The organism is Haemophilus pittmaniae, assembly GCF_900186995.1.
GTDB lineage: Bacteria > Pseudomonadota > Gammaproteobacteria > Enterobacterales > Pasteurellaceae > Haemophilus_D > Haemophilus_D pittmaniae.
In genome coordinates, this window is record NZ_LT906463.1 from 1 (window position 1) to 20,518 (window position 20,518).

Annotated in this window: 17 protein-coding genes and 1 pseudogene; 11 read left to right on the top strand and 7 right to left on the bottom strand. The window is 45.4% G+C overall.

Annotated features, from left to right (window positions below; translation table 11 throughout):
* The 3 genes from dnaA to recF are packed head-to-tail and all read left to right on the top strand — an operon-like array spanning window position 1 to window position 3,557.
* Entirely contained in the window at window positions 1–1,362 is a 1,362-nt protein-coding gene (gene dnaA / locus CKV74_RS00005) for a chromosomal replication initiator protein DnaA (RefSeq protein ID WP_095176579.1), read from the top strand.
* An 11-nt stretch (window positions 1,363–1,373) separates the two neighbouring features.
* Complete coding sequence (gene dnaN, locus CKV74_RS00010; protein WP_007241539.1) at window positions 1,374–2,474, top strand: DNA polymerase III subunit beta; 1,101 nt, start codon at window positions 1,374–1,376, stop codon at window positions 2,472–2,474.
* Between the two features lie 6 nt (window positions 2,475–2,480).
* A complete protein-coding gene (recF, locus tag CKV74_RS00015) occupies window positions 2,481–3,557 on the top strand; it encodes a DNA replication/repair protein RecF (RefSeq protein WP_095176580.1) in 1,077 nt (358 codons plus the stop codon).
* Window positions 3,558–3,760: 203 nt separating this feature from the next.
* On the opposite strand, the gene purL is transcribed toward recF, so the two are convergent.
* The 5 genes from purL to CKV74_RS00040 all read right to left on the bottom strand — a co-directional run bounded on the left by purL (window position 3,761) and on the right by CKV74_RS00040 (window position 10,951).
* Window positions 3,761–7,654: a phosphoribosylformylglycinamidine synthase gene (gene purL, locus CKV74_RS00020; protein ID WP_007241867.1), complete on the bottom strand. Its 3,894-nt coding sequence runs from the start codon at window positions 7,652–7,654 to the stop codon at window positions 3,761–3,763.
* Window positions 7,655–7,897: 243 nt separating this feature from the next.
* Window positions 7,898–8,281 (bottom strand): hypothetical protein, encoded by a 384-nt coding sequence (locus CKV74_RS00025; RefSeq protein ID WP_007241511.1) that lies wholly within the window; start codon window positions 8,279–8,281, stop codon window positions 7,898–7,900.
* A gap of 47 nt (window positions 8,282–8,328) precedes the next feature.
* Window positions 8,329–9,162: a PTS system mannose/fructose/sorbose family transporter subunit IID gene (locus CKV74_RS00030; protein ID WP_007241783.1), complete on the bottom strand. Its 834-nt coding sequence runs from the start codon at window positions 9,160–9,162 to the stop codon at window positions 8,329–8,331.
* 2 nt (window positions 9,163–9,164) lie between these two features.
* Window positions 9,165–9,962 (bottom strand): PTS mannose/fructose/sorbose transporter subunit IIC, encoded by a 798-nt coding sequence (locus tag CKV74_RS00035; protein ID WP_007241720.1) that lies wholly within the window; start codon window positions 9,960–9,962, stop codon window positions 9,165–9,167.
* A 17-nt stretch (window positions 9,963–9,979) separates the two neighbouring features.
* On the bottom strand, window positions 9,980–10,951 hold the full coding sequence (locus CKV74_RS00040) for a mannose/fructose/sorbose PTS transporter subunit IIA (RefSeq protein WP_007241784.1): 972 nt from the start codon (window positions 10,949–10,951) through the stop codon (window positions 9,980–9,982).
* A 341-nt stretch (window positions 10,952–11,292) separates the two neighbouring features.
* Between CKV74_RS00040 and CKV74_RS00045 the strand changes: the two are divergent.
* The 6 genes and pseudogenes from CKV74_RS00045 to CKV74_RS00070 all read left to right on the top strand — a co-directional run.
* Window positions 11,293–11,628, top strand: a pseudogene (locus CKV74_RS00045) (ABC transporter ATP-binding protein); the annotation flags it as partial.
* Window positions 11,618–12,415, top strand: a complete 798-nt coding sequence (locus CKV74_RS00050) for a methyltransferase domain-containing protein (RefSeq protein WP_007241820.1) — start codon at window positions 11,618–11,620, stop codon at window positions 12,413–12,415. The pseudogene CKV74_RS00045 and the gene CKV74_RS00050, both read left to right, overlap by 11 nt.
* A 260-nt stretch (window positions 12,416–12,675) precedes the next feature.
* The gene (gene argC / locus CKV74_RS00055; protein ID WP_007241813.1) at window positions 12,676–13,704 is read left to right on the top strand and encodes an N-acetyl-gamma-glutamyl-phosphate reductase; all 1,029 of its coding nucleotides are present in this window, start codon (window positions 12,676–12,678) and stop codon (window positions 13,702–13,704) included.
* Between the two features lie 11 nt (window positions 13,705–13,715).
* Complete coding sequence (gene argJ / locus CKV74_RS00060; RefSeq protein WP_095176581.1) at window positions 13,716–14,915, top strand: bifunctional glutamate N-acetyltransferase/amino-acid acetyltransferase ArgJ; 1,200 nt, start codon at window positions 13,716–13,718, stop codon at window positions 14,913–14,915.
* A gap of 9 nt (window positions 14,916–14,924) precedes the next feature.
* Window positions 14,925–15,656 (top strand): acetylglutamate kinase, encoded by a 732-nt coding sequence (argB, locus tag CKV74_RS00065; protein WP_007241859.1) that lies wholly within the window; start codon window positions 14,925–14,927, stop codon window positions 15,654–15,656.
* An 18-nt stretch (window positions 15,657–15,674) separates the two neighbouring features.
* Entirely contained in the window at window positions 15,675–16,823 is a 1,149-nt protein-coding gene (locus tag CKV74_RS00070; protein WP_007241744.1) for an acetylornithine transaminase, read from the top strand.
* 133 nt (window positions 16,824–16,956) lie between these two features.
* On the opposite strand, the gene CKV74_RS00075 is transcribed toward CKV74_RS00070, so the two are convergent.
* Together CKV74_RS00075 and trpS are read right to left on the bottom strand one after the other, a co-directional pair.
* A complete protein-coding gene (locus CKV74_RS00075; protein WP_007241572.1) occupies window positions 16,957–17,247 on the bottom strand; it encodes a YfcZ/YiiS family protein in 291 nt (96 codons plus the stop codon).
* A gap of 57 nt (window positions 17,248–17,304) precedes the next feature.
* Window positions 17,305–18,309, bottom strand: coding sequence for a tryptophan--tRNA ligase (gene trpS, locus CKV74_RS00080; RefSeq protein ID WP_007241523.1), 1,005 nt, complete (start codon window positions 18,307–18,309; stop codon window positions 17,305–17,307).
* 157 nt (window positions 18,310–18,466) lie between these two features.
* Here trpS and hflD point away from each other — a divergent pair, with 157 nt between their 5' ends.
* Both hflD and purB read left to right on the top strand, forming a co-directional pair.
* The gene (gene hflD / locus CKV74_RS00085) at window positions 18,467–19,087 is read left to right on the top strand and encodes a high frequency lysogenization protein HflD (RefSeq protein WP_007241817.1); all 621 of its coding nucleotides are present in this window, start codon (window positions 18,467–18,469) and stop codon (window positions 19,085–19,087) included.
* A gap of 14 nt (window positions 19,088–19,101) precedes the next feature.
* Entirely contained in the window at window positions 19,102–20,469 is a 1,368-nt protein-coding gene (purB, locus tag CKV74_RS00090; protein ID WP_007241506.1) for an adenylosuccinate lyase, read from the top strand.
* The last annotated feature ends 49 nt before the right edge of the window (window positions 20,470–20,518 follow it).

Sequence of the window (20,518 nt, forward strand, 5' to 3'; positions counted from 1 at the left end):
GTGAGCCTTTCTACGCTATGGCAAGATTGTCTACTACAGTTACAGGACCAGGTCTCGCCTACGGATTTCAGCACCTGGTTAAGACCATTACAAGCCGATGTCATCTCGGATGATAGCATCGTGCTTTATGCTTCTAATGTGTTTGTTAAAAACTGGGTAGAGACCCATCATTTAGCCCAAATTCAACAGGTTTGCCAGCAGCTTACGCAAAACGCCAATTTACAAATTATTTTAAAAGAAGGCGTTAAGCCTGCCCCTAAAGTAGCACCTGCGGCACCACAAAATAGCGCCCCGGCCAATTCCCCAGCGGAGGACGACTCCGCAACTACGCCGAGTCATTTTGAATCACACCTCAACCGCAAACATTTGTTTAGTAATTTCGTTGAAGGTAAATCCAACCAATTAGCCCGTGCCGTCGGTCAAAAACTGGCGCTAGCACCGGGTGAATCCACCGCCAATCCATTCTTTTTATATGGTGGTACCGGTTTGGGTAAAACCCACTTATTACACGCTATTGGCAATGGTATTTTGGCCAATAAACCTAACGCAAGGGTGCTTTATATTCACGCGAATAACTTTATGCAGCATATGGTTAAAGCGATGCGTGATAATAAAATGGATCAATTTAAAAAATTCTACCGTTCGCTGGATGCGCTATTAGTGGACGATATTCAATTCTTTGCGGAAAAAGAAAAAACCCAAGAGGAATTCTTCCATATTTTTAATAGCCTATTTGAAACCGGCCGACAAATCATTTTAACTTCGGATCGCTATCCAAAAGAAATTGAAAAAATTGAAGAACGCTTAAAATCCCGTTTCGGTTGGGGCTTAACCACCGCGATCGAGCCACCGGATTTGGAAACCCGCGTTGCCATTTTGCTGAAAAAAGCGGAAGAACATAATATGGAATTGCCGGAGGAAGTGGCCTTCTTTATCGCGCAACGCCTACGCACCAATGTCCGTGAACTGGAAGGTGCATTAAACCGTGTGAAAGCAATGCAGGACTTCAAAGGCGGACATATCGATATCGACTTTGTACGCGATACTTTAAAAGATATTCTTGCCCTGCAAGAACGCTTGGTGACCATTGAAAATATTCAAAAAGTCGTGGCAGAATACTACCGCATTAAAGTAGCGGATTTAAAATCCAAAAGTCGCGCTCGCTCGGTGACCCGCCCTCGGCAAATTGCCATGGCATTAGCCAAGGAACTCACCAATCGCAGTCTACCGGAAATCGGCCGCGCCTTTGATCGCGACCACACCACCGTACTCAACGCCTGCCGTGAAGTACCCAAATTCCGCGAAAAAGATAACAGCATTCAAGAAGATTGGGCGAATCTGATTCGTACCTTATCAGCATAAGGAGCCAACCGATGCAATTTAGTATTTCCCGTGAAAATCTATTAAAGCCATTGCAACAAGTATGTGGTGTGTTAAGCAATCGCCCAAATATTCCGGTGTTAAATAATGTGCTACTGCAAATCGAAGACAATCGCCTGACTATTACCGGTACCGATTTGGAAGTTGAGCTTTCCAGCCGTACCCAACTTTCCTCGTCTACGGCTAATGGCGCCTTTACCATTCCGGCGAAGAAATTTTTGGATATTTGTCGTACGCTGTCCGATGAATCCGAAATCACCGTGACCTTCGAAGAAGATCGCGCCATCATACAATCCGGTCGCAGTAAATTTAACCTCACCACCTTACCGGCCGAGGAATACCCGAATCTAACGGATTGGCAATCGGAAGTTGATTTTGCTTTGGAACAATCCACATTACGTCGTTTAATTGAAGCAACCCAATTCTCCATGGCCAACCAAGATGCCCGTTATTTCCTAAACGGCATGAAATTTGAAACGGAAGGCAATCTGTTGCGCACCGTGGCCACCGATGGTCACCGTTTAGCGGTTTGTACCATTGAACTGGAGCAGGAACTGCAAAACCATGCGGTGATTTTACCACGTAAAGGCGTACTGGAATTAAACCGCCTATTGGAAAGCAGTGATGAACCTGCACGTCTGCAAATCGGCACCAATAATTTACGTATCCATTTAAATCATATTGTGTTCACTTCCAAGCTGATCGATGGCCGTTTCCCGGATTATCGTCGAGTCTTACCACGCAATGCGACGCGTATTGTGGAAGGCAGTTGGGAAGCCTTAAAACAAGCTTTTGTGCGTGCTTCTATTCTGTCTAATGAGCGGGTTCGTAGCGTGCGTTTAAACTTGAGTGAAAACCAACTGAATATCACCGCCTCCAACCCGGAACACGAGGTAGCAGAAGAAACCGTGGATGTAAATTATCATGGTGATGAATTGGAAGTGGGCTTTAACGTAACCTATATTTTGGATGTACTTAATGCACTCAAATGCCAACAGGTTCGCATTCGTCTCACCGATGCCTCCTCCAGCTGTCTCATCGAAGACTGCGATGATGCTAGCGCCGAATATGTCATCATGCCGATGCGTTTATAATCGATAATGGCTATTTCCCGCTTAATCGTTGAAAAATTTAGAAATTTAAATGCCGTGGATCTGGAGTTTGATCCCGGCTTTAACTTTTTGGTGGGCAATAACGGTAGCGGCAAAACCAGTCTACTGGAAGCCATTTTCTACCTCGGCCACGGCCGCTCCTTTAAAAGCGCTGTTGCCAATCGAATCATCGCTTACGATGAACCTCATTTCACCCTATTCGGACAAATTCAAGAAAGCCAACATCAATGGTCGGTTGGCTTACAAAAGTTACGCCAAGGTAACACTATTACCAAAATCAACGGTGAAGACGGCAATAAAATCGCTGATCTCGCTCATCTGTTGCCGATGCAATTAATCACTCCCGAAGGCCTGACGCTACTAAATGGCGGCCCCTCTTTTCGACGGGCGTTTTTGGATTGGGGATTATTTCATCACCAAAGCGCCTTTCACAGCGCCTGGCTTGCACTTAATCGACTGTTAAAGCAACGCAACGCCGCATTAAGCCAGCAGCAACCCTATGCAGCGATTAAAATTTGGGATATCGAATTAGCCAACTTAGCCCATCAGGTCAGCGATTGGCGCGCTACCTATGCCGAGGAATTACGACCGGAAATTGAAAAAACCTGTCAATTGTTCTTGCCTGAATTAGAGATTGCCGTCAGTTTTCATCGTGGTTGGGAAAAAGACACCCATTACGGCGAGCTATTACAACAACATTTTGAACGGGATAAGGCCATCGGTTATACCGTTTCCGGCCCACAAAAAGCTGATTTTCGTTTCAAGGCCAACGGTCTTCCCGTCGAAGATGTGCTATCACGCGGTCAATTAAAATTGCTAATGTGTGCATTACGGTTGGCACAGGGCGAGCATTTAATGCAACAAAAACAACGCCATTGCATTTTCCTAATCGATGACTTTGCCTCCGAATTGGATCAAACCAAACGCGCGCTACTCGCCGAACGACTACAACAAAGTGGCTCACAGGTTTTTGTCAGTGCCATTACTCAAAACCAACTAAAAGAAATGCAGCCCACGCAATACAAACTGTTCAGCATTAACAACGGACAAATCAGCGAACTCTAACATTTTTCAATCATATCTAATAAAATCAATAACTTAGACATTATTTTAGGAAAAACTTATATTTTACACAGGGCGTTTGGAAAACCTTCTCCCCCCCGACTCACCCAGTCTACATTCAGAAAAGTAAATGTGCCCACCTGTAATCATTTATCCTCAATAAAAAAGCCGACTTAATGTCGGCTTTTAGGCATAAATGACAATGTTTATTTCAAAGCAACTCTCGCATTTCTAAAAATTCGCATCCAAGCGCCGTCTTCAGACCAATCTTCCGGATACCAAGAGTTGCTCACTGCGCGGAATACGCGTTCCGGGTGTGGCATCATGGCAGCGATGCGGCCATCAACGTTGGAAATCGCGGTGATCCCTAATACGGAGCCATTCGGGTTAGCCGGATAGGTTTCGGTCACATTCAAATAACTGTCCACATATTGACCAACGATCAAATTTTGTGCCTGTAATGCGGCCAATTGTGCTGCATCCTTAAATTCTACACGACCTTCCCCATGGGATACTGCGATCGGCATATGCGAGCCGGCCATGCCGCTGAACCAAAGCGAGTTGGTGTCATTAATTTTCACCATTGCCGCACGGGCTTCAAAGCGTTCGGATTTATTACGCACGAAACGTGGCCAGTTTTCTGCACCTGGGATAATTTCTGCAAGCGTAGAGATAAATTGACAGCCGTTACACACACCAAGAGAAAGCGTATTTTCATTCGCGAAGAATTGGCTAAATTGATCACGCAATTGCGGATTAAACAAAATCGATTTTGCCCAACCGCCGCCGGCACCTAATACGTCACCGTAAGAGAAACCACCACAGGCTACCATCGCATTGAAGTCATTTAGGTTGTAACGACCCGCCATTAAATCACTCATATGTACATCGATTGCCGCAAAACCTGCGCGGTCAAAGGCAGCCGCCATTTCAACATGGCTATTAACGCCCTGCTCACGCAATACAGCAACTTTCGGACGCACACCTTTCACAATATAAGGCGCGGCAATATCTTCATTCACATCATAACTTAAATGTGCAGATAGGCCTTTGTTGTTAGTCGCTTTTTTCGCAGCAAACTCTTGATCGGCACATTCCGGATTATCACGTAAACGTTGCATTTGATGGGTTAATTCAGACCAGATTGCGCGTAACTCGGAGCGTTTTTCGCTTAATAGTTTTTTATTGCCACGGGCAATTACAAATTGATCATCTGCAGTCACTGCACCCAATTCTTTGGTTAAATGAATCAAATTGTGTGCTTTCAAGACATCACGTACCGCGCTCAGATCGTTTTCACGCACTTGGATCACGGCACCAAGCTCTTCATTGAATAACACCGCCAGATTATCATCACCCAACGCGGAAATATCGACTTCCACGCCACAATGGCCGGCAAACGCCATTTCCGCCAAGGTGGTAATTAACCCGCCATCGGAACGGTCGTGATAGGCCAATAATTTACTCTCTGCCACTAAAGCCTGCATTGCATCGAAGAAATCTTTTAAGCTTTGTACATTCACTACATCGGCCGGTTTATCACCCAATTGTTTATAGACTTGAGCCAGTGCGGTAGCCCCTAAACGATTGTGGCCTTCCCCCAAATCAATCAATAACAAACGGGACTCGCCTTTATCGGTACGCAATTGTGGCGTTACAGTTTTACGTACATCTTCTACACGGGCAAAGGCTGAAATCACCAAAGAAAGCGGAGCGGTTACGGATTTCTTCTCACCATTCTCTTCCCAAGTAGTTTTCATTGACATTGAGTCTTTTCCCACCGGAATCGTCAATCCCAAGGTTGGACAAAGTTCTTCACCCACGGCCTTCACTGCTTCGTACAAACCGGCATCCTCTCCGCCATGGCCGGCGGCTGACATCCAGTTAGCTGAAAGCTTAATGCGTTTAATATCGCCGATATTGGTCGCGGCGATATTGGTGATGGACTCCGCTACCGCTAAACGCGCAGAAGCAGCAAAATCCAACAAGGCGACCGGTGCGCGCTCGCCCATCGACATCGCTTCACCATGATAGCTGTCAAGACTTGCCGTAGTCACCGCCACATCGGACACCGGAATTTGCCATGGGCCGACCATTTGGTCACGCGCCACCATACCGGTAACCGAACGGTCACCAATGGTGATGAGGAAAGTTTTTTCGGCAACCACCGGCAAACGTAACACGCGATGCAATGCATCCTTAATTTGTATGCCCTCTTGAGCCAATGGCGCATTCGTTACGGATTTTTTACTGACATCACGGGTCATTTTCGGCGTTTTACCCAATAACACATTCATCGGCAAATCAATCGGATTATTGTCGAAATGTGTGTCATGTAAGGTTAAGTGTTTTTCTTCGGTGGCTTCGCCAATAACCGCAAACGGCGCGCGCTCACGTTCACAGAGTGCGGTAAATAATGCGAGTTTTTCCGGTGCAACGGCTAACACGTAGCGCTCTTGCGATTCGTTACACCAAATTTCTAGTGGCGACATACCTTTTTCATCACAAAGGATTGAACGCAAATCAAATTTACCGCCACGTTCACCATCGTGCACCAATTCCGGCATCGCATTCGATAAACCGCCGGCGCCAACGTCATGGATAAATAAAATTGGGTTGTCATCACCTAGCTGCCAGCAACGGTCAATCACCTCTTGGCAACGGCGTTCCATTTCCGGATTTTCCCGTTGTACGGAAGCAAAATCCAAATCCTCTTTGGATTTACCACTATCCATAGAAGAAGCGGCACCGCCCCCCAAGCCGATATTCATCGCCGGCCCACCCAATACGATCAATTTAGCGCCAACCGGAATTTCCCCTTTTTGCACATGTTCGGCACGAATATTGCCAATACCGCCAGCTAACATAATCGGTTTATGGTAACCACGCACTTCCTCACCGTTAAAACTATTTACTTTTTCTTCATAGGTTCGGAAATAGCCCAATAACGCCGGACGACCAAATTCGTTATTAAACGCCGCGCCGCCCAATGGGCCTTCGATCATAATATCCAATGCTGAAGCAATCCGGCTTGGTTTGGAAAGCGGATTTTCCCAAGGTTGTTCAAAGTTTGGGATCACCAAGTTAGAAACGGAAAACCCCGTTAACCCGGCTTTTGGTTTAGCGCCACGGCCGGTTGCCCCTTCATCACGAATTTCCCCACCAGAACCGGTCGCTGCGCCCGGGAATGGAGAAATTGCCGTCGGATGGTTATGGGTTTCCACTTTCATCAAAATATGTGCATCTTCTTGGTGATAACGGTATTGGCCGTCTTGATCGGCAAAGAAACGACCAACTTTGGAGCCTTCCATTACCGCGGCATTATCCTTATAGGCAGAAAGCACAAAATCCGGGGTTTTCTCAAAGGTATTTTTAATCATTTTAAACAGGGACTTATCCTGTTTTTCGCCGTCGATTATCCAATCAGCATTAAAGATTTTGTGACGGCAATGCTCGGAGTTGGCTTGGGCAAACATGTACAATTCGATATCGTGCGGGTTGCGCCCCAATTTAGTGAAGTTTTCCACCAAATAATCGATTTCATCCTCCGCTAAGGCAAGCCCCAATTCTACGTTGGCGGTCACTAGTGCGGCACGACCACCAGCTAAAACATCCACGGTTTTGAATGGTTTCGGATCTTGGTGACGGAATAAAACATCCGCTTCAGCCGGCGTACGCACCACGGTTTCCATCATTCGATCATGCAACAGAGCACTTAATAAAGTGCTTTCCTGCTCGTTGAGCGCGCGGGTTAATTCAAAATAATAGGCTAAACCACGTTCGATACGTGCCACTTCGCTAAGGCCACAGTTATGGGCGATATCGGTCGCTTTGGAAGACCAAGAAGAAATCGTCCCGATACGCGGAATCACAATAAAACATTCCCCTTTAGCTTCATGCTCTGCCAAAGTCGGACCGTAGTGTAATAAGGCTTTTAGCTTGCTCTCCTGGTCTGTTGAAAACGCTTGCTCAAGTTCCACAAAATGCATGTATTCCGCATAAACGGATTGAACCGGTAACTGATGTTGTTGAAATTTTTGCATTAAAGCATTGATTCGGAATTCGGAAAGGGCCGGTGAGCCACGAAATGTTTGCAACATAGGAGCAACCTTTTATTTTGAATGGAAATGAAAAAACGCGGGCATTATAAAGGAAAAGATAATAAAACGAAAACGTTTGCGTGCCTTGTGTGGCGCAAAAAATAGCGTTTTTAAAGAGGCCATTTGACGAAATATTGGATTTTCAAACCGAACCTAATAAAATCAATGACTTAGGTGGCATTTTAGGAAAAACGTAAATTTTTGAGGGGGCGTTTTATCAGGACGGACAAGTGCCGTCCCGGCTTAATTATCCGTTTGGGAGAGATGGGCTTTTGATAACGCTAATAAACGCGCCAATTCAGCTTTGCCTTTATCAGAAAGCACTTTGTTTTCCTCTTGCAATTGGCTAGCTCGCATCGCGATAAAACGTAAATAATCGGGATTACCGCTTTGTTTAAATTGGCTTTCCGCCTGTTGCATTTCCTGAAAGGCTTTATTAGTTTGGCTAATCAGAATTTTTTGCCCAAGCAACACTAGCAAGGCCGCCACCAATGCGGCTAGCGTGCCGTAACCTTGTGTCGGGTAATACAAGAGCCCTGCCAAAATAAACAGCCCGGTCACCAAACGGGACGAATTTTTTACCCAGCCTTCGGCTGGTGGTGCTTGAATTAAATCTTTTAATTTCATAATAAAAAAGGGCAACCGAAGTTGCCCTGTGCAAGCAAGAATATCGATTAAGCAAGAATGCCGAAATAGTAACCTAAAATTCCCACGCCGAATAGCGCAAAAATAATGTACATTGCGTTAATTTTCTTACGCAATAAATACATACAAAGGAAAGTTAAGCCCAATGCGGCCATTCCTGGCAACAATTCGTCCAACACGCTTTGTACGGTGGTAACCACTTCACTACCTTGTTGGTTTACATAACGGGATAACTCCAACGGAATGTTGATCGTCGTCCATTTAGAAACCAACGCCCCCATCACAAAGAGACCGAGAATAGACGCCCCCTGCGTAAGTTTTTGTAAACGGCCACCGCCCATATCGTTCACGATTTCAGTACCTTTTTCATAACCGTATTTGAAACCGTACCAACGAGTTAAAGCACGGCAGATATTGATACCGATGAAGAATAACAAAGGTCCGAGTAAACTACCGGTAATCGCCAGACCGGCCCCAAGTGCCGCTAATACTGGACGCAAGGTTCCCCAGAAAATCGGGTCACCAACCCCGGCTAATGGTCCCATTAGACCGACTTTAACCCCGCTGATTGCAGCATCGTCAATGTCTTTACCGTTAGCGCGTTCTTGTTCCATCGCAGCGGTAACCCCCATGATGGCCGACCCCACCCAAGGTTGGGTGTTAAAGAATTCCAAATGGCGTTTCAAGGCAGCCGCTTGGTCTTCTTTTTTGCTGTATAAGCGTTTGATCGCCGGAATCATCGATACGCAGAAACCCATTGACTGCATACGTTCGAAGTTGAATGAACCCAAAAGGAAGGTTGAGCGCCAGTAAGTGCTACGAATATCGCCTTTGGTTAAAGAGATTTTTTGTTGTTCGCTCATAATTATAGTCCTTCTAGTTCATCATCGGCCAATTCACGCGCTCTGCTAGTTGCCGGCGCGGCAGTGCCTTGGTTGTTGAAATTTAATTGAATGTAAAGCATTGCCAAACAGGTACCTAAAATACCCAAACCAACTAAGTTGTAGTTGGTGAAGGCGGCAATCACGAAACCTAAGAAGAAGAACGGCATTAATGCACCGGCACGCATCATATTGATCACCATTGCATAACCGACTACAACGATAAAGCCACCGGCAATTTGTAAACCGCGGGTTACCACTTCAGGAATTGAGTTTAAGGCCTCGGTAACTGTATCGGTACCGGCAACCAAAGCAACGAAGAAAGTTGGAATAGCTACACGCAAAGCTTGCAAGAATAAACCGGTGAAATGACACAACTCGATGCCGCGGAAATTGGCATTTGCGGCAAAATCATCCGCTTTATGTTGTAGGAAGATAGTAAGTGTACGCACAAAGATAGTAAGCACTTGGCCGGCAGCCGCTACCGGAATAGCAATCGCTAACGCCGCACCTTTATCTTGACCACCTTTAATCACCAAAATAGTCGCGATAACTGATGCTAGGGCCGCATCCGGAGCCATTGCCGCACCGACGTTCATCCAACCTAGAGCGACTAATTCCAAGGTACCACCGACAATAATACCGGTTTCTAAATCGCCCAAAACAAGACCGACTAATGTACAGGCCACCAACGGACGGTGGGTTTGGCGTTCATCCAACACACTGCCCATCCCGCAAATGGCTGCCACAAGGGTAACCAAAATAATTTCCATGGAAGTCATAAAAATTTACCTCTTAATTAAAATTGAATCTCATTGAGTTTCTCAAGGGTGAGCTGCTCTTTTTTGCTGGATGCGACTTGTTGCAGACTTAAATCAACACCTTTTGCCAATAATTGTTTAAAGGCTTCTACATCGGCTGGGCCCACAGCAACTGCTTGGGAAAGCATCTTGTTGCCTTCGCGGTGGGTCATACCGCCTACATTCACTTTATCGATTTTCACGCCGCCATCGATTAAGCGCAAAATATCCGCCGGATTGGTAACCAACCATAGGATATTCTTACCCGCATATTTCGGGTTGTGATATACCTTGATGGCTTTCTCCACAGGGATCACATAGGATTTCAAATGTGGTGGAGCAACCTGTAACAATAAATCGCGACGTAATGGATCCTGTGCTACATCATCGCTCACCGCAAAGATCGCTTCGCATTTCACCGCTTTCGCCCAAGAGGTTGCCACTTGGCCATGGATCAAACGGCTATCGATACGTAATAGGGAAATATTCATATTACCTTCACGCGGCGTATTGTCGTTGCTGGCTGGTGCAGTCGCTGGCTGGCTAGCCGGTTTTGGTGCGCTTGGCGCTTTCGCTTCGGCTGGTTCACGGAAGGATTTAATTGCAGCCACACCCACTTCCTTGGCAGTTTCTACCAATTCAGGTAATGAAGCACCATCTTTGGCATCCAATACTTCCAATAGCATTGGCAAGCTAATACCGGTAACAATATCGGTATTGTCTCGGCCACTGGCTACGCGGCTGGCCGCGTTGTAAGGGCTACCGCCGAATAAATCGACTAAGAACAACACCGGTTCATCTGCCGGCAGGGTTGCAATAATGGCATTATATTTTTCCACCAAATGCTCACCGCCTTCACCGGGAAGGAATGTAACAACATGGCAGTTTTCGTCTTCGCCATACACCATTGCGGCGGAATTGACGATTTCTTCGGAAAACTTACCGTGTGTCGCAACGATAATATGGGTCATTAAAACCTCCTCTAAATCAACATAAATCTCGTTTAATGCGATTGCTTCTCAACGTAAACGATTGCATAAACGAGCTAGAGTCTAACTATTTGGAGTAATCCGTCAACATAAAAAAATAAAAAAATGTGATTAGGATCAAACTTTTGATATTTTAGAAATGCCATAAAAATTAGCCCTTTTACCGGGAACTCACAATAATTAGTGGGGAATGGTAGCTATTTGTCCCCAATGGCTCCTTTTAATCCAACTCCTCCGATTAGCTAATAGAATGATTTCACTCCATTAATTCACTCCATCTCATCACTTCGGCTTTTCAACCCCACCTCCCCACGACAATTAATGGCGATAAAAAAATACTAATAGCTCGCGCCCTAATTCAACAATCCAAACTCTTGATTATGGATGAACCAACTGTCAGTTTGGATTTTGGCAACCAGATCCGCCTACTGGAAAAGATCCGTCAATTGCGGCATCGGCAAATTTCCCGCATCATTACAACCCATAATCCACAGCAAGCGATGTTTCTAGCACAGGATATTTTGCTGCTAGATCAACAATACGGTGCTCACCAAGGTGCACGGGAAATGCTTTTAACTACCGGCCAATTGGCTAAAATTTATCGTGTTAGCGAAGCACAACTGACCCAATATTTAAGGAGTCCATTCGATGATAATTGATGATATTAACTTTAATGAGCTGTATTTAAATCACCTTAAAGCCAGCAAACATTATTCCCTACCGGCGGATAAATGGGACAAAAAAGCCCGCAATATGGCGCAAAATATGATTGGAAAAATCAGTAAGTACAATGATACGTTGCTGGCAGCCATCCACTTACAGCCTGATGAAACCCTACTGGATATCGGCTGTGGACCCGGTACGCTAGCCATCCCTCTGTGTCGTCAAGGCAAAGCGGTATATGCCTTGGACTACAGCCGTGGAATGTTGGAGGTATTACAGGAATACAAAGAGCAGCTGCATTTGGATAACCTGCATTTGCTACATAAATCCTGGCATGATTCATGGGAAGATGTACCACAGGCCGATGTGTTGCTTGCCTCACGCTCTACCTTGGTGGATGATTTAGACGATATGATAGACAAACTCTGCGCCAAGGCGAAAAAGCGGGTGTACCTCACCTCGGTTACCCAACGGCACTTCTTAGACGAAGGCGTTTTACAGGCTATCGGCCGTCAAAATGCAGGATTTCCAAGTTATATCTATCTACTAAACCGCCTATACCAACGTGGAATCCAAGCCAATTTGAATTTTATCGAAACGGAATCAGGCGTTTTCCAAGGGAAGACTTACGAAGATTTACTCACTTCCGTTGAATTTAGCCTTGGTGCATTGAATGATGGCGAAAAAACTGCACTTGCGAATTTTTATCAACAACGCCAACAAAGTGGACAACCAATCTACCATGGGCAACGTAAATGGGCGTTGATCTGGTGGGAAATTTAGATTTTTACAACAACCATAATGAAATCAATGACTTATAATCAATTTTAGGAAAAACTTTGGTTTTCGCAGGGGCGTTTCAATTTGCATAAAAAAAGCGGCTTTAAGCCGCTTTTTTAGTTTTTTCTAATGACACTCATTAACTTCCCACCTGGTACAACCAGTAAAAAATTTAACATTTCACCCTTGCCCCGAAAAAATAATTTTGTATATTTATTCACAACTTAAGCATATTTATTCATTTTGTTTTTTCGGAGGGCAGCATGCGGGTCGGCATTTTAGGGATCACAGGCTACAGCGGAATGACGCTTTACAGCCTCTTAGCACAGCATCCTAAGGTTACGGAAATCGTTCTTTATGGTAATGCGCAACATCAGGCGGATTTAACCTTGCAGGATGTGGTACCTGCATTTGGCAATAACCCGCAACCAATTCAAGCTTTTGATACGGCCAAAATACAACAGGAAACCGACTGTTTATTTTGTGCGACGCCATCGGGTGTCACCGCACATTTAGTAGGCCCGCTATTAGCCGCCCAGTTTCCGGTTATCGATCTATCCGGCGATTTCCGGCTACACAGCGCCAAACTCTATCAACATTGGTATCACCAAACAGACAGAATCTTACCCAATGCGGCACAAATCACCTATGGTCTAAGTGAATTCACCGACAGCTACCAAAGCTATATCGCCAATCCCGGCTGCTATGCCACCGCGACCTTATTAGCCTTGGCACCACTTGCTAAAGCGGGTTTGTTGAAGAGCGATTTTATCGTTGTTGATGCCAAATCAGGCGTATCCGGTGCAGGAAAAAATCCCTCCGCCTCTGCCCATTTCCCGGCAATCAATGAAAATTTGCAGGTTTATCGCCTCAATCAACACCAACACATTCCGGAAATTATGCAGCAACTCAAGAAATGGGATGGGCAATTGGACGCGATTCAATTTTCTACCACATTACTGCCGATCACTCGGGGTATCATGGTGAATATTTATGCAAAAATTAAAAATTCCATCAGCCAGTCCGCAATAGAACAATTATTTCAGCAGACCTATGCACAAAGCCCTTTTGTGCGGTTTCGCGGAGCCACTCTACCGACCATTAAAGAAGTCGTTGGCTCAAATTTTTGTGATATTGGCATCAACTGGAATCCACGGACTCAAATCGTCACCTTAGTTTCTGTAATTGATAACCTAATGAAAGGCGCTGCCGGTCAAGCCGTGCAGAATTTTAATAAATATTTTGGATTTGAGGAGACGCTGGCGCTTCCTAAATATCCGTTGTTCCCTTAGAAGGAGGATTTATGCAGCACAATTTATGGCAACAACAACCTTTTTGCTGGCCGCAAGGCTTTACTTCCGATGCAGTACATGCCGGTTTACGGTATAGCAGATTGGATCTCGGCTGGTTGGTTTCCGCAGTGCCGGCGAATGCAGCGGGCGTATATACCACCAATAAGGTTTGCGCCGCGCCAACTACCATTACTAAAAATCAGGTACAAACCACCCAGCAATTACAAGCCTTGATCGTTAACAGTGGTTTCGCCAATGCTTGTACCGGCGAACAAGGTACTCAGGATGTGTATACCGAACAACAATTGGTTGCCGATAAACTTGGTATTGCACCGACATTAGTCGGCGTAGCCTCAACCGGCCTGATTGGTAGCCCTTTACCAATGGATAAAATGGCAGCAGGGATCGGCCAATTAAAGCAAACCGATAACCACTTAATCACACAAGCCATTCTAACTACTGATACCAAAGCCAAAACCCTATGCTTGAAACTCTCCGTAGATGGCAAACTCTGCACTCTCACCGGGTTTGCTAAAGGTTCCGGCATGATCCATCCGAATATGGCAACCATGCTCGGTTTTGTAGTTACCGACTGTGCCATTGATGCGCTCACCCAACAAGCATTACTCAGTGAATTAACGCCACAAACCTTTAACCAAATTACCGTGGATGGCGATACTTCCACCAATGATATGGTGCTGCTATTAGCTAATGGTCTGGCTGGTAATCAACCGGTAAACGAAGAGCATCCGGAATATGCCAAAATCAAACAGGCATATCACTTTATGCTTACCGAATTAGCCAAAATGATTGCACAAGATGGCGAAGGAGCCACCAAACTGATTGAGGTCAACGTAAAAGGAGCAAAAAACGAAACCCAAGCACGTATTGCAGCTAAAAATATCGTGGGTTCCAGTTTGGTGAAAAGTGCAATCTTCGGAGCAGATCCAAACTGGGGACGGATTATTAGCTCGCTTGGCGCTTCGCAAATCGAACTGGAACCTACACAAATTGATGTGTCGATTAATCAAATGGCAGTAGTAAAAAATGGAGTCGCCACCAGCTTTAACCCCGATGAGGTGAGCGAATTATTGAAAAATTCCACTATTGTGATTGATGTGCAGCTACATTCCGGAGAAGGACAAGGTCAAGCCTGGGGCTGCGATCTCACCTATGAATACGTCAATATCAATGCATCTTACTCAACATAGGACGATATTATGCAGAATTTAATCGTCATCAAAGTCGGCGGCAATGCCTTAACCGAACTGACCGCTGATTTTTATCAAACCTTGTCAGCCTGGCGGGCACAGGGCAAACAGATTTTACTGGTGCATGGCGGTGGTAATGAAATTAGTCGTTACGCCGAGCTATTACAGTTACCCATCATCAAACAGGATGGCATTCGGGTGACCGATGCGGAAACCTTAAATGTCACCAAAATGGCATTAATGGGGCTGGTGCAACCGCTAATACTGCAACAATTATCCGCCCACGGATTACCGGCCTTAGGTTTAAATGCCGCCACCAATGGTTTGTTGTTGGGGGATTATTTGGATAAGGCAAAATTTGCCGCGGTGGGGCAAATCCAAGCAGTTAATCAAGCTTTCCTACAAAACATTCTGCCGCACTTTATCGGCGTATTAGCACCATTAGCAATGACTGCGCAGGGCGATTGGTTGAATGTCAACGGTGATACTGCAGCCGCCAATATCGCAACCTTATTGGATGCTGAAAAACTTTATCTACTGACCGATGTGGAAGGAGTTCTAGAGCAGGGAAAATTAATCAAAACCCTAACTCACAGTGAAGCTACTGAGCTGATTGAACAAGGAATTATTACGCAAGGGATGCAACCAAAAATCACGGCAGCATTTAGTGCCAAACAAGGCGGCGTAGCGCAAGTACAAATTTGCGGCCAACTCAGCGTTGCCGGTACACAGATTATTTAAATTTTACGGGAGCAAAATATGAGCGCACTTATGCAAACCTACAATCGCTTTCCCTTTGAAATCGTGCAAGGCGAAGGCGTGTATTTAACCGATAATTTCGGTAAGCAATATCTGGATTTCACTAGCGGTATCGGGGTTTGTAATCTCGGCTATAACCATCCGCAACTCAATGCGGCAGTTAATACACAATTAGGCAAAATCTGGCACACCTCAAATCTTTACCAAAGCAGTTTGCAGGAAAAAGTGGCAGAAAAACTGATAGGCAATGCACAAAAGCAGGTGTTTTTCTGCAATTCAGGCACCGAAGCAAATGAGGCAGCAATAAAACTGGCCCGTAAATTTACCGGCAAAAGCAAACTACTCTCCTTTCATCATTCCTTTCATGGACGTAGTATTGGAGCCCTTTCGGTAACCGGCAATGATGCAATTAAACACGGCTTTGGCGAACTGTTGGCTGATATTGAATTCGCCCCTTACAACGACGATGCCGCCTTAACTCAAATCAATGACCAATTGGCAGCAGTTATTTTAGAAGTGATCCAAGGGGAAGGAGGGGTTACTGCGGCTAATGCGAACTGGCTGCAACGGGTTGCACAACAATGTCGTGCAGCCGGTGTCTTGTTAATTATTGATGAAGTACAAACCGGCATCGGCCGTACCGGTAAACTGTTTGCCTATCAGCATTATGCCATCGAACCCGATATCATTACCCTAGCCAAGGGTTTGGCGAATGGTTTGCCATGTGGTGCAATGATTGCTAACAGTAAAATTGCAGCATCCTTTGATTATGGTGCGCACGGCTCCACCTTTGGCGGCAATCCGTTAGCGATGGCTGCCGCAGCGACGGTGTTGGAGTTAATGGATGCGGCCTTATTGAAAAACGTGCAACAAAAAGCCAATGGGTTTTATCAGCTGTTGGAGGATCAATTGAGTGACTGCGCTGCCGTTGAAGCTATTTCCGGTAAGGGGTTGATGTTAGGTATTCGGCTGATTGAATCGGTACCGGTCAAAAATGTGGTAGAAAAGCTGCATCAACAAGGTCTGTTAACCCTTTCCGCGCGTGGCAATACCTTACGCTTGCTACCACCGCTGGTGATCAGCGAAATACAGTTGCAGCAAGGACTGCACCTGATTAAACAAGTGTTAAGCGATGCCGTAGCAAAATAGCAACCACATACTTTTCATCCACCTCTAATAAAATCAATGACTTAGAGTTGATTTTAGGAAAAACTTCGGTTTTCGCAGGGGCGTTTGAATTTGCATAAAAAAAGCGGCTTTAAGCCGCTTTTTATCTGTCAGGTTAGGCGATTTTCATTTGGAAAATTAATAATTCCGCTTGGCAACAGAAAGCAAAAACCGCTTTCAACACATAGCCCCCTTCCACTTTTTCAATTGCCGATTCGATCACACAAGGTTCGCTTTCGATTTCACGGGCTTTAGCGGTGTAATATTCCAAAGCACCTTCAGCATCTTGGCTGGTGGCATAAAACTGTTCAAGCGGAAAACTGCATTCGCTGTTATCCATTAGTGAATTTACATCAAAGGTATTGCAACCTACACATTCAATCGGTTTATCGGTTTGAATTGCCATTTTTTGCTCCTTTTTATTTAAAAATCATAAAAGCCGCCTATCCCGACAGCTTTGCGATTATTTCGCGGCGACAAAACCCACCGCTTGATACACTTTAGCCAGCGTAGCTTGAGCACGTGCTCGGGCTTTTTCGGCACCTTGACGGAGGATCTCATCAAGCAATGCTTCATCGTTACGATATTGGTAGAAACGTTCCTGCAAACCACTCAATAACTGCGATACTTCATCGGCAACTGCAGTTTTTAGATGGCCGTACATTTGGCCGGCAAATTGTGCCTCCAATTCGGCTACAGATTTATCGCTTACCGCGGATAAGATATCCAATAAATTGGAGACCCCCGCTTTATTCTGCACATCATAGCGAATCACCGGTGGCTCATCGGAATCGGTCACCGCACGTTTAATTTTCTTAGCGACGGATTTTGGATCTTCCAATAAGGTCACCACGTTATTACGGTTATCATCGGATTTGGACATTTTCTTTTGCGGATCTTGCAAAGACATAATGCGGGCGCCCGCTTTACCAAGAAAAATTTCCGGAATGGTAAAAATATCACCGTAGAGGGCATTAAAACGAGCAGCGATATCGCGGGTAATTTCTAAATGTTGTTTTTGGTCATCGCCCACCGGCACGCTTTTCGCCTGATACAGCAAAATATCCGCAGCCATTAACACCGGATAATCAAATAAACCAACATTAATGTTTTCCGCATAGCGGGCGGATTTATCTTTAAATTGGGTCATTCGGCTCATTTCACCGAAGTAGGTATAACAATTGAGTACCCAAGCCAATTGGGTATGTTCCGGAACATGGGATTGCACGAAAATGGTGCTCTTGTTCGGATCAATACCACATGCCAAATACAACGCTAATACATCCAACGTGGCTTTGCGCAAGGCTTGTGGATCTTGGCGAACGGTGATGGCATGCAAATCCACCACACAGAAAATGCATTCGTAATCGTCCTGCATTTTCACCCAGTTGCGAAGCGCGCCTAAATAATTGCCGATGGTCAATTCACCGGACGGCTGCACGCCGCTAAACACAATTGGTTTACTCATTGATTATCCTTATAGCTTTTAAAAAACGCGCCTATGATAGCAAAATTTTTTGCGAGAGTTCAAAAGATGCGTGAAAAATGCTAGAATCCGCGCAACTTTTTTTCGGGCAAATTTACGCCGTCGATGATTTTAGACGGTCCTTTCGGATGAGCAATAAATGAAAGATTATCGTGATATTGTGCTGGCCTTAGCCGGCGTCTGCCAAGCCGCACAGCTTATCAACCGCTTAGCGGTGGATGGTGAAGTCAATTCCGATGCATTTGCTACTACCTTAAAAAGTTTACTCAATACAGCGCCGGAAAACACCTTGGACGTGTTTGGCGGGCAACTGAATCATCTCAGAATCGGGCTAGAAACCCTCATCGGACAACTGAATAACGCCGACAACAACAGCTATCTCACCCGTTACTGGCTCAGCCTCATCGGATTAGAAGGTAAACTCAATAAAAATGCCGCAGTGAAACAGGAACTCGGCCAACGCATTGCCCGTTTGCCGGCACAACTAGCCTATTACGATTTATTCGACAGTGAAATGCTAGCCAATTTGGCGGGCATCTACAGCGATTTAATCAGTCCATTGGGACGCAAAATTCATATTGTCGGCTCTGCCGAATTGTTACAACAACCGCTGATCCAACACAAAATCCGCGCCTGTCTGTTAGCCGGTATTCGTGCCGCTGTATTATGGCGCCAGGTCGGCGGCGGTAAACTACAACTGTTGTTCGCCCGCGCCAAATTGGTAAAAACCGCGCAACAACTTCTATCCTCAATCTATTAACTTTGGAGCATCTCATGCAACTTTCCGCACTCACAGCACTTTCCCCTATCGATGGCCGCTATCAAGACAAAGCAAGTGCATTGCGCGCTATTTTTAGCGAATTCGGTTTGTTGAAATTCCGCGTTACGGTGGAAGTTCGTTGGCTACAAAAATTGGCGGCGACCGCCGAAATTAGCGAAGTTTCAGCTTTATCTCAAGAAGCAAACGATTACCTCAATAAAATCGTAGCAGAATTTAGTCTGGCCGATGCCGAACGGATTAAAGAAATTGAGCGCACCACCAACCATGATGTCAAAGCGGTGGAATATTTCCTCAAGGAAAAAAGTGCTGCCTTAGCGGAATTGGCGAAAGTCTCCGAATTCATTCACTTTGCCTGCACCTCAGAGGATATCAATAACCTATCCCACGCCTTAATGTTAAAAACTGCGCGTGAAGAGGTGCTACTCCCACAATGGCAACAATTGATTGATGAAATCAGTCGTTTAGCCAACGAATACAAAACCATCCCATTACTTTCCCGTACCCACGGCCAACCGGCCTCACCAAGTACTGTTGGTAAAGAAATGGCCAACGTAGTGTATCGTTTAAAACGTCAATATAAACAACTACAACACAATGAAATCCTAGGCAAGATCAACGGTGCAGTGGGAAACTACAACGCCCATTTATCCGCTTATCCGAACATTGATTGGCACAAATTCAGCGAAGAATTCGTGACTTCCTTAGGATTAAACTGGAATCCATACACCACACAAATCGAACCGCACGATTACATTGCTGAATATTTTGATGCGGTGGTGCGCTTTAATACCATTATTATCGACTTCGACCGCGATCTTTGGGGCTATATCGCCTTAAATCACTTCAAACAACGCACTATCGCAGGCGAAATCGGTTCATCCACCATGCCACATAAAGTTAATCCAATCGATTTTGAAAACTCCGAAGGCAACCTCGGCCTGGCTAACGCGGTAATGACCCATTTGGCACAAAAACTGCCGATTTCCCGCTGGCAACGCGACCTCACCGATTCCACCGTATTGCGTAACCTCGGTGTCGGTTTGGGATACTGCTTGATCGCCTATGCTGCGACCCGCAAAGGGATCAGTAAATTAGAAGTGAACGAACAGCATTTACGCGATGAACTCAACCAAAACTGGGAAGTTTTGGCAGAACCGATTCAAACCGTAATGCGTCGCTATGGCATTGAAAAACCATATGAAAAACTGAAAGAATTGACTCGCGGTAAACGAGTTGATGAAAAAGCGATGCGCGAATTTATCGAAAAACTGGATATTCCGGCCGATGAAAAAGTCCGTCTACAAGCACTAACACCAGCCACCTACATTGGTGCAGCAATCTCGCTGGTGGAAAAACTTTAATCCTCTCAAGGCCAACGCCAAGTTGGCCTTTTTCTTTTCCCCTATTATT

What these genes read in the sequence shown, in the direction of transcription:
- dnaN (WP_007241539.1), top strand. Translation starts at nt 1,374, where the DNA reads ATGCAATTTAGTATTTCCCGTGAAAATCTATTAAAGCCATTGCAACAA.
- recF (WP_095176580.1), top strand. Translation starts at nt 2,481, where the DNA reads ATGGCTATTTCCCGCTTAATCGTTGAAAAATTTAGAAATTTAAATGCC.
- purL (WP_007241867.1), bottom strand. Translation starts at nt 7,654, where the DNA reads ATGTTGCAAACATTTCGTGGCTCACCGGCCCTTTCCGAATTCCGAATC.
- CKV74_RS00025 (WP_007241511.1), bottom strand. Translation starts at nt 8,281, where the DNA reads ATGAAATTAAAAGATTTAATTCAAGCACCACCAGCCGAAGGCTGGGTA.
- CKV74_RS00030 (WP_007241783.1), bottom strand. Translation starts at nt 9,162, where the DNA reads ATGAGCGAACAACAAAAAATCTCTTTAACCAAAGGCGATATTCGTAGC.
- CKV74_RS00035 (WP_007241720.1), bottom strand. Translation starts at nt 9,962, where the DNA reads ATGACTTCCATGGAAATTATTTTGGTTACCCTTGTGGCAGCCATTTGC.
- CKV74_RS00040 (WP_007241784.1), bottom strand. Translation starts at nt 10,951, where the DNA reads ATGACCCATATTATCGTTGCGACACACGGTAAGTTTTCCGAAGAAATC.
- CKV74_RS00050 (WP_007241820.1), top strand. Translation starts at nt 11,618, where the DNA reads ATGATAATTGATGATATTAACTTTAATGAGCTGTATTTAAATCACCTT.
- argC (WP_007241813.1), top strand. Translation starts at nt 12,676, where the DNA reads ATGCGGGTCGGCATTTTAGGGATCACAGGCTACAGCGGAATGACGCTT.
- argJ (WP_095176581.1), top strand. Translation starts at nt 13,716, where the DNA reads ATGCAGCACAATTTATGGCAACAACAACCTTTTTGCTGGCCGCAAGGC.
- argB (WP_007241859.1), top strand. Translation starts at nt 14,925, where the DNA reads ATGCAGAATTTAATCGTCATCAAAGTCGGCGGCAATGCCTTAACCGAA.
- CKV74_RS00070 (WP_007241744.1), top strand. Translation starts at nt 15,675, where the DNA reads ATGAGCGCACTTATGCAAACCTACAATCGCTTTCCCTTTGAAATCGTG.
- CKV74_RS00075 (WP_007241572.1), bottom strand. Translation starts at nt 17,247, where the DNA reads ATGGCAATTCAAACCGATAAACCGATTGAATGTGTAGGTTGCAATACC.
- trpS (WP_007241523.1), bottom strand. Translation starts at nt 18,309, where the DNA reads ATGAGTAAACCAATTGTGTTTAGCGGCGTGCAGCCGTCCGGTGAATTG.
- hflD (WP_007241817.1), top strand. Translation starts at nt 18,467, where the DNA reads ATGAAAGATTATCGTGATATTGTGCTGGCCTTAGCCGGCGTCTGCCAA.
- purB (WP_007241506.1), top strand. Translation starts at nt 19,102, where the DNA reads ATGCAACTTTCCGCACTCACAGCACTTTCCCCTATCGATGGCCGCTAT.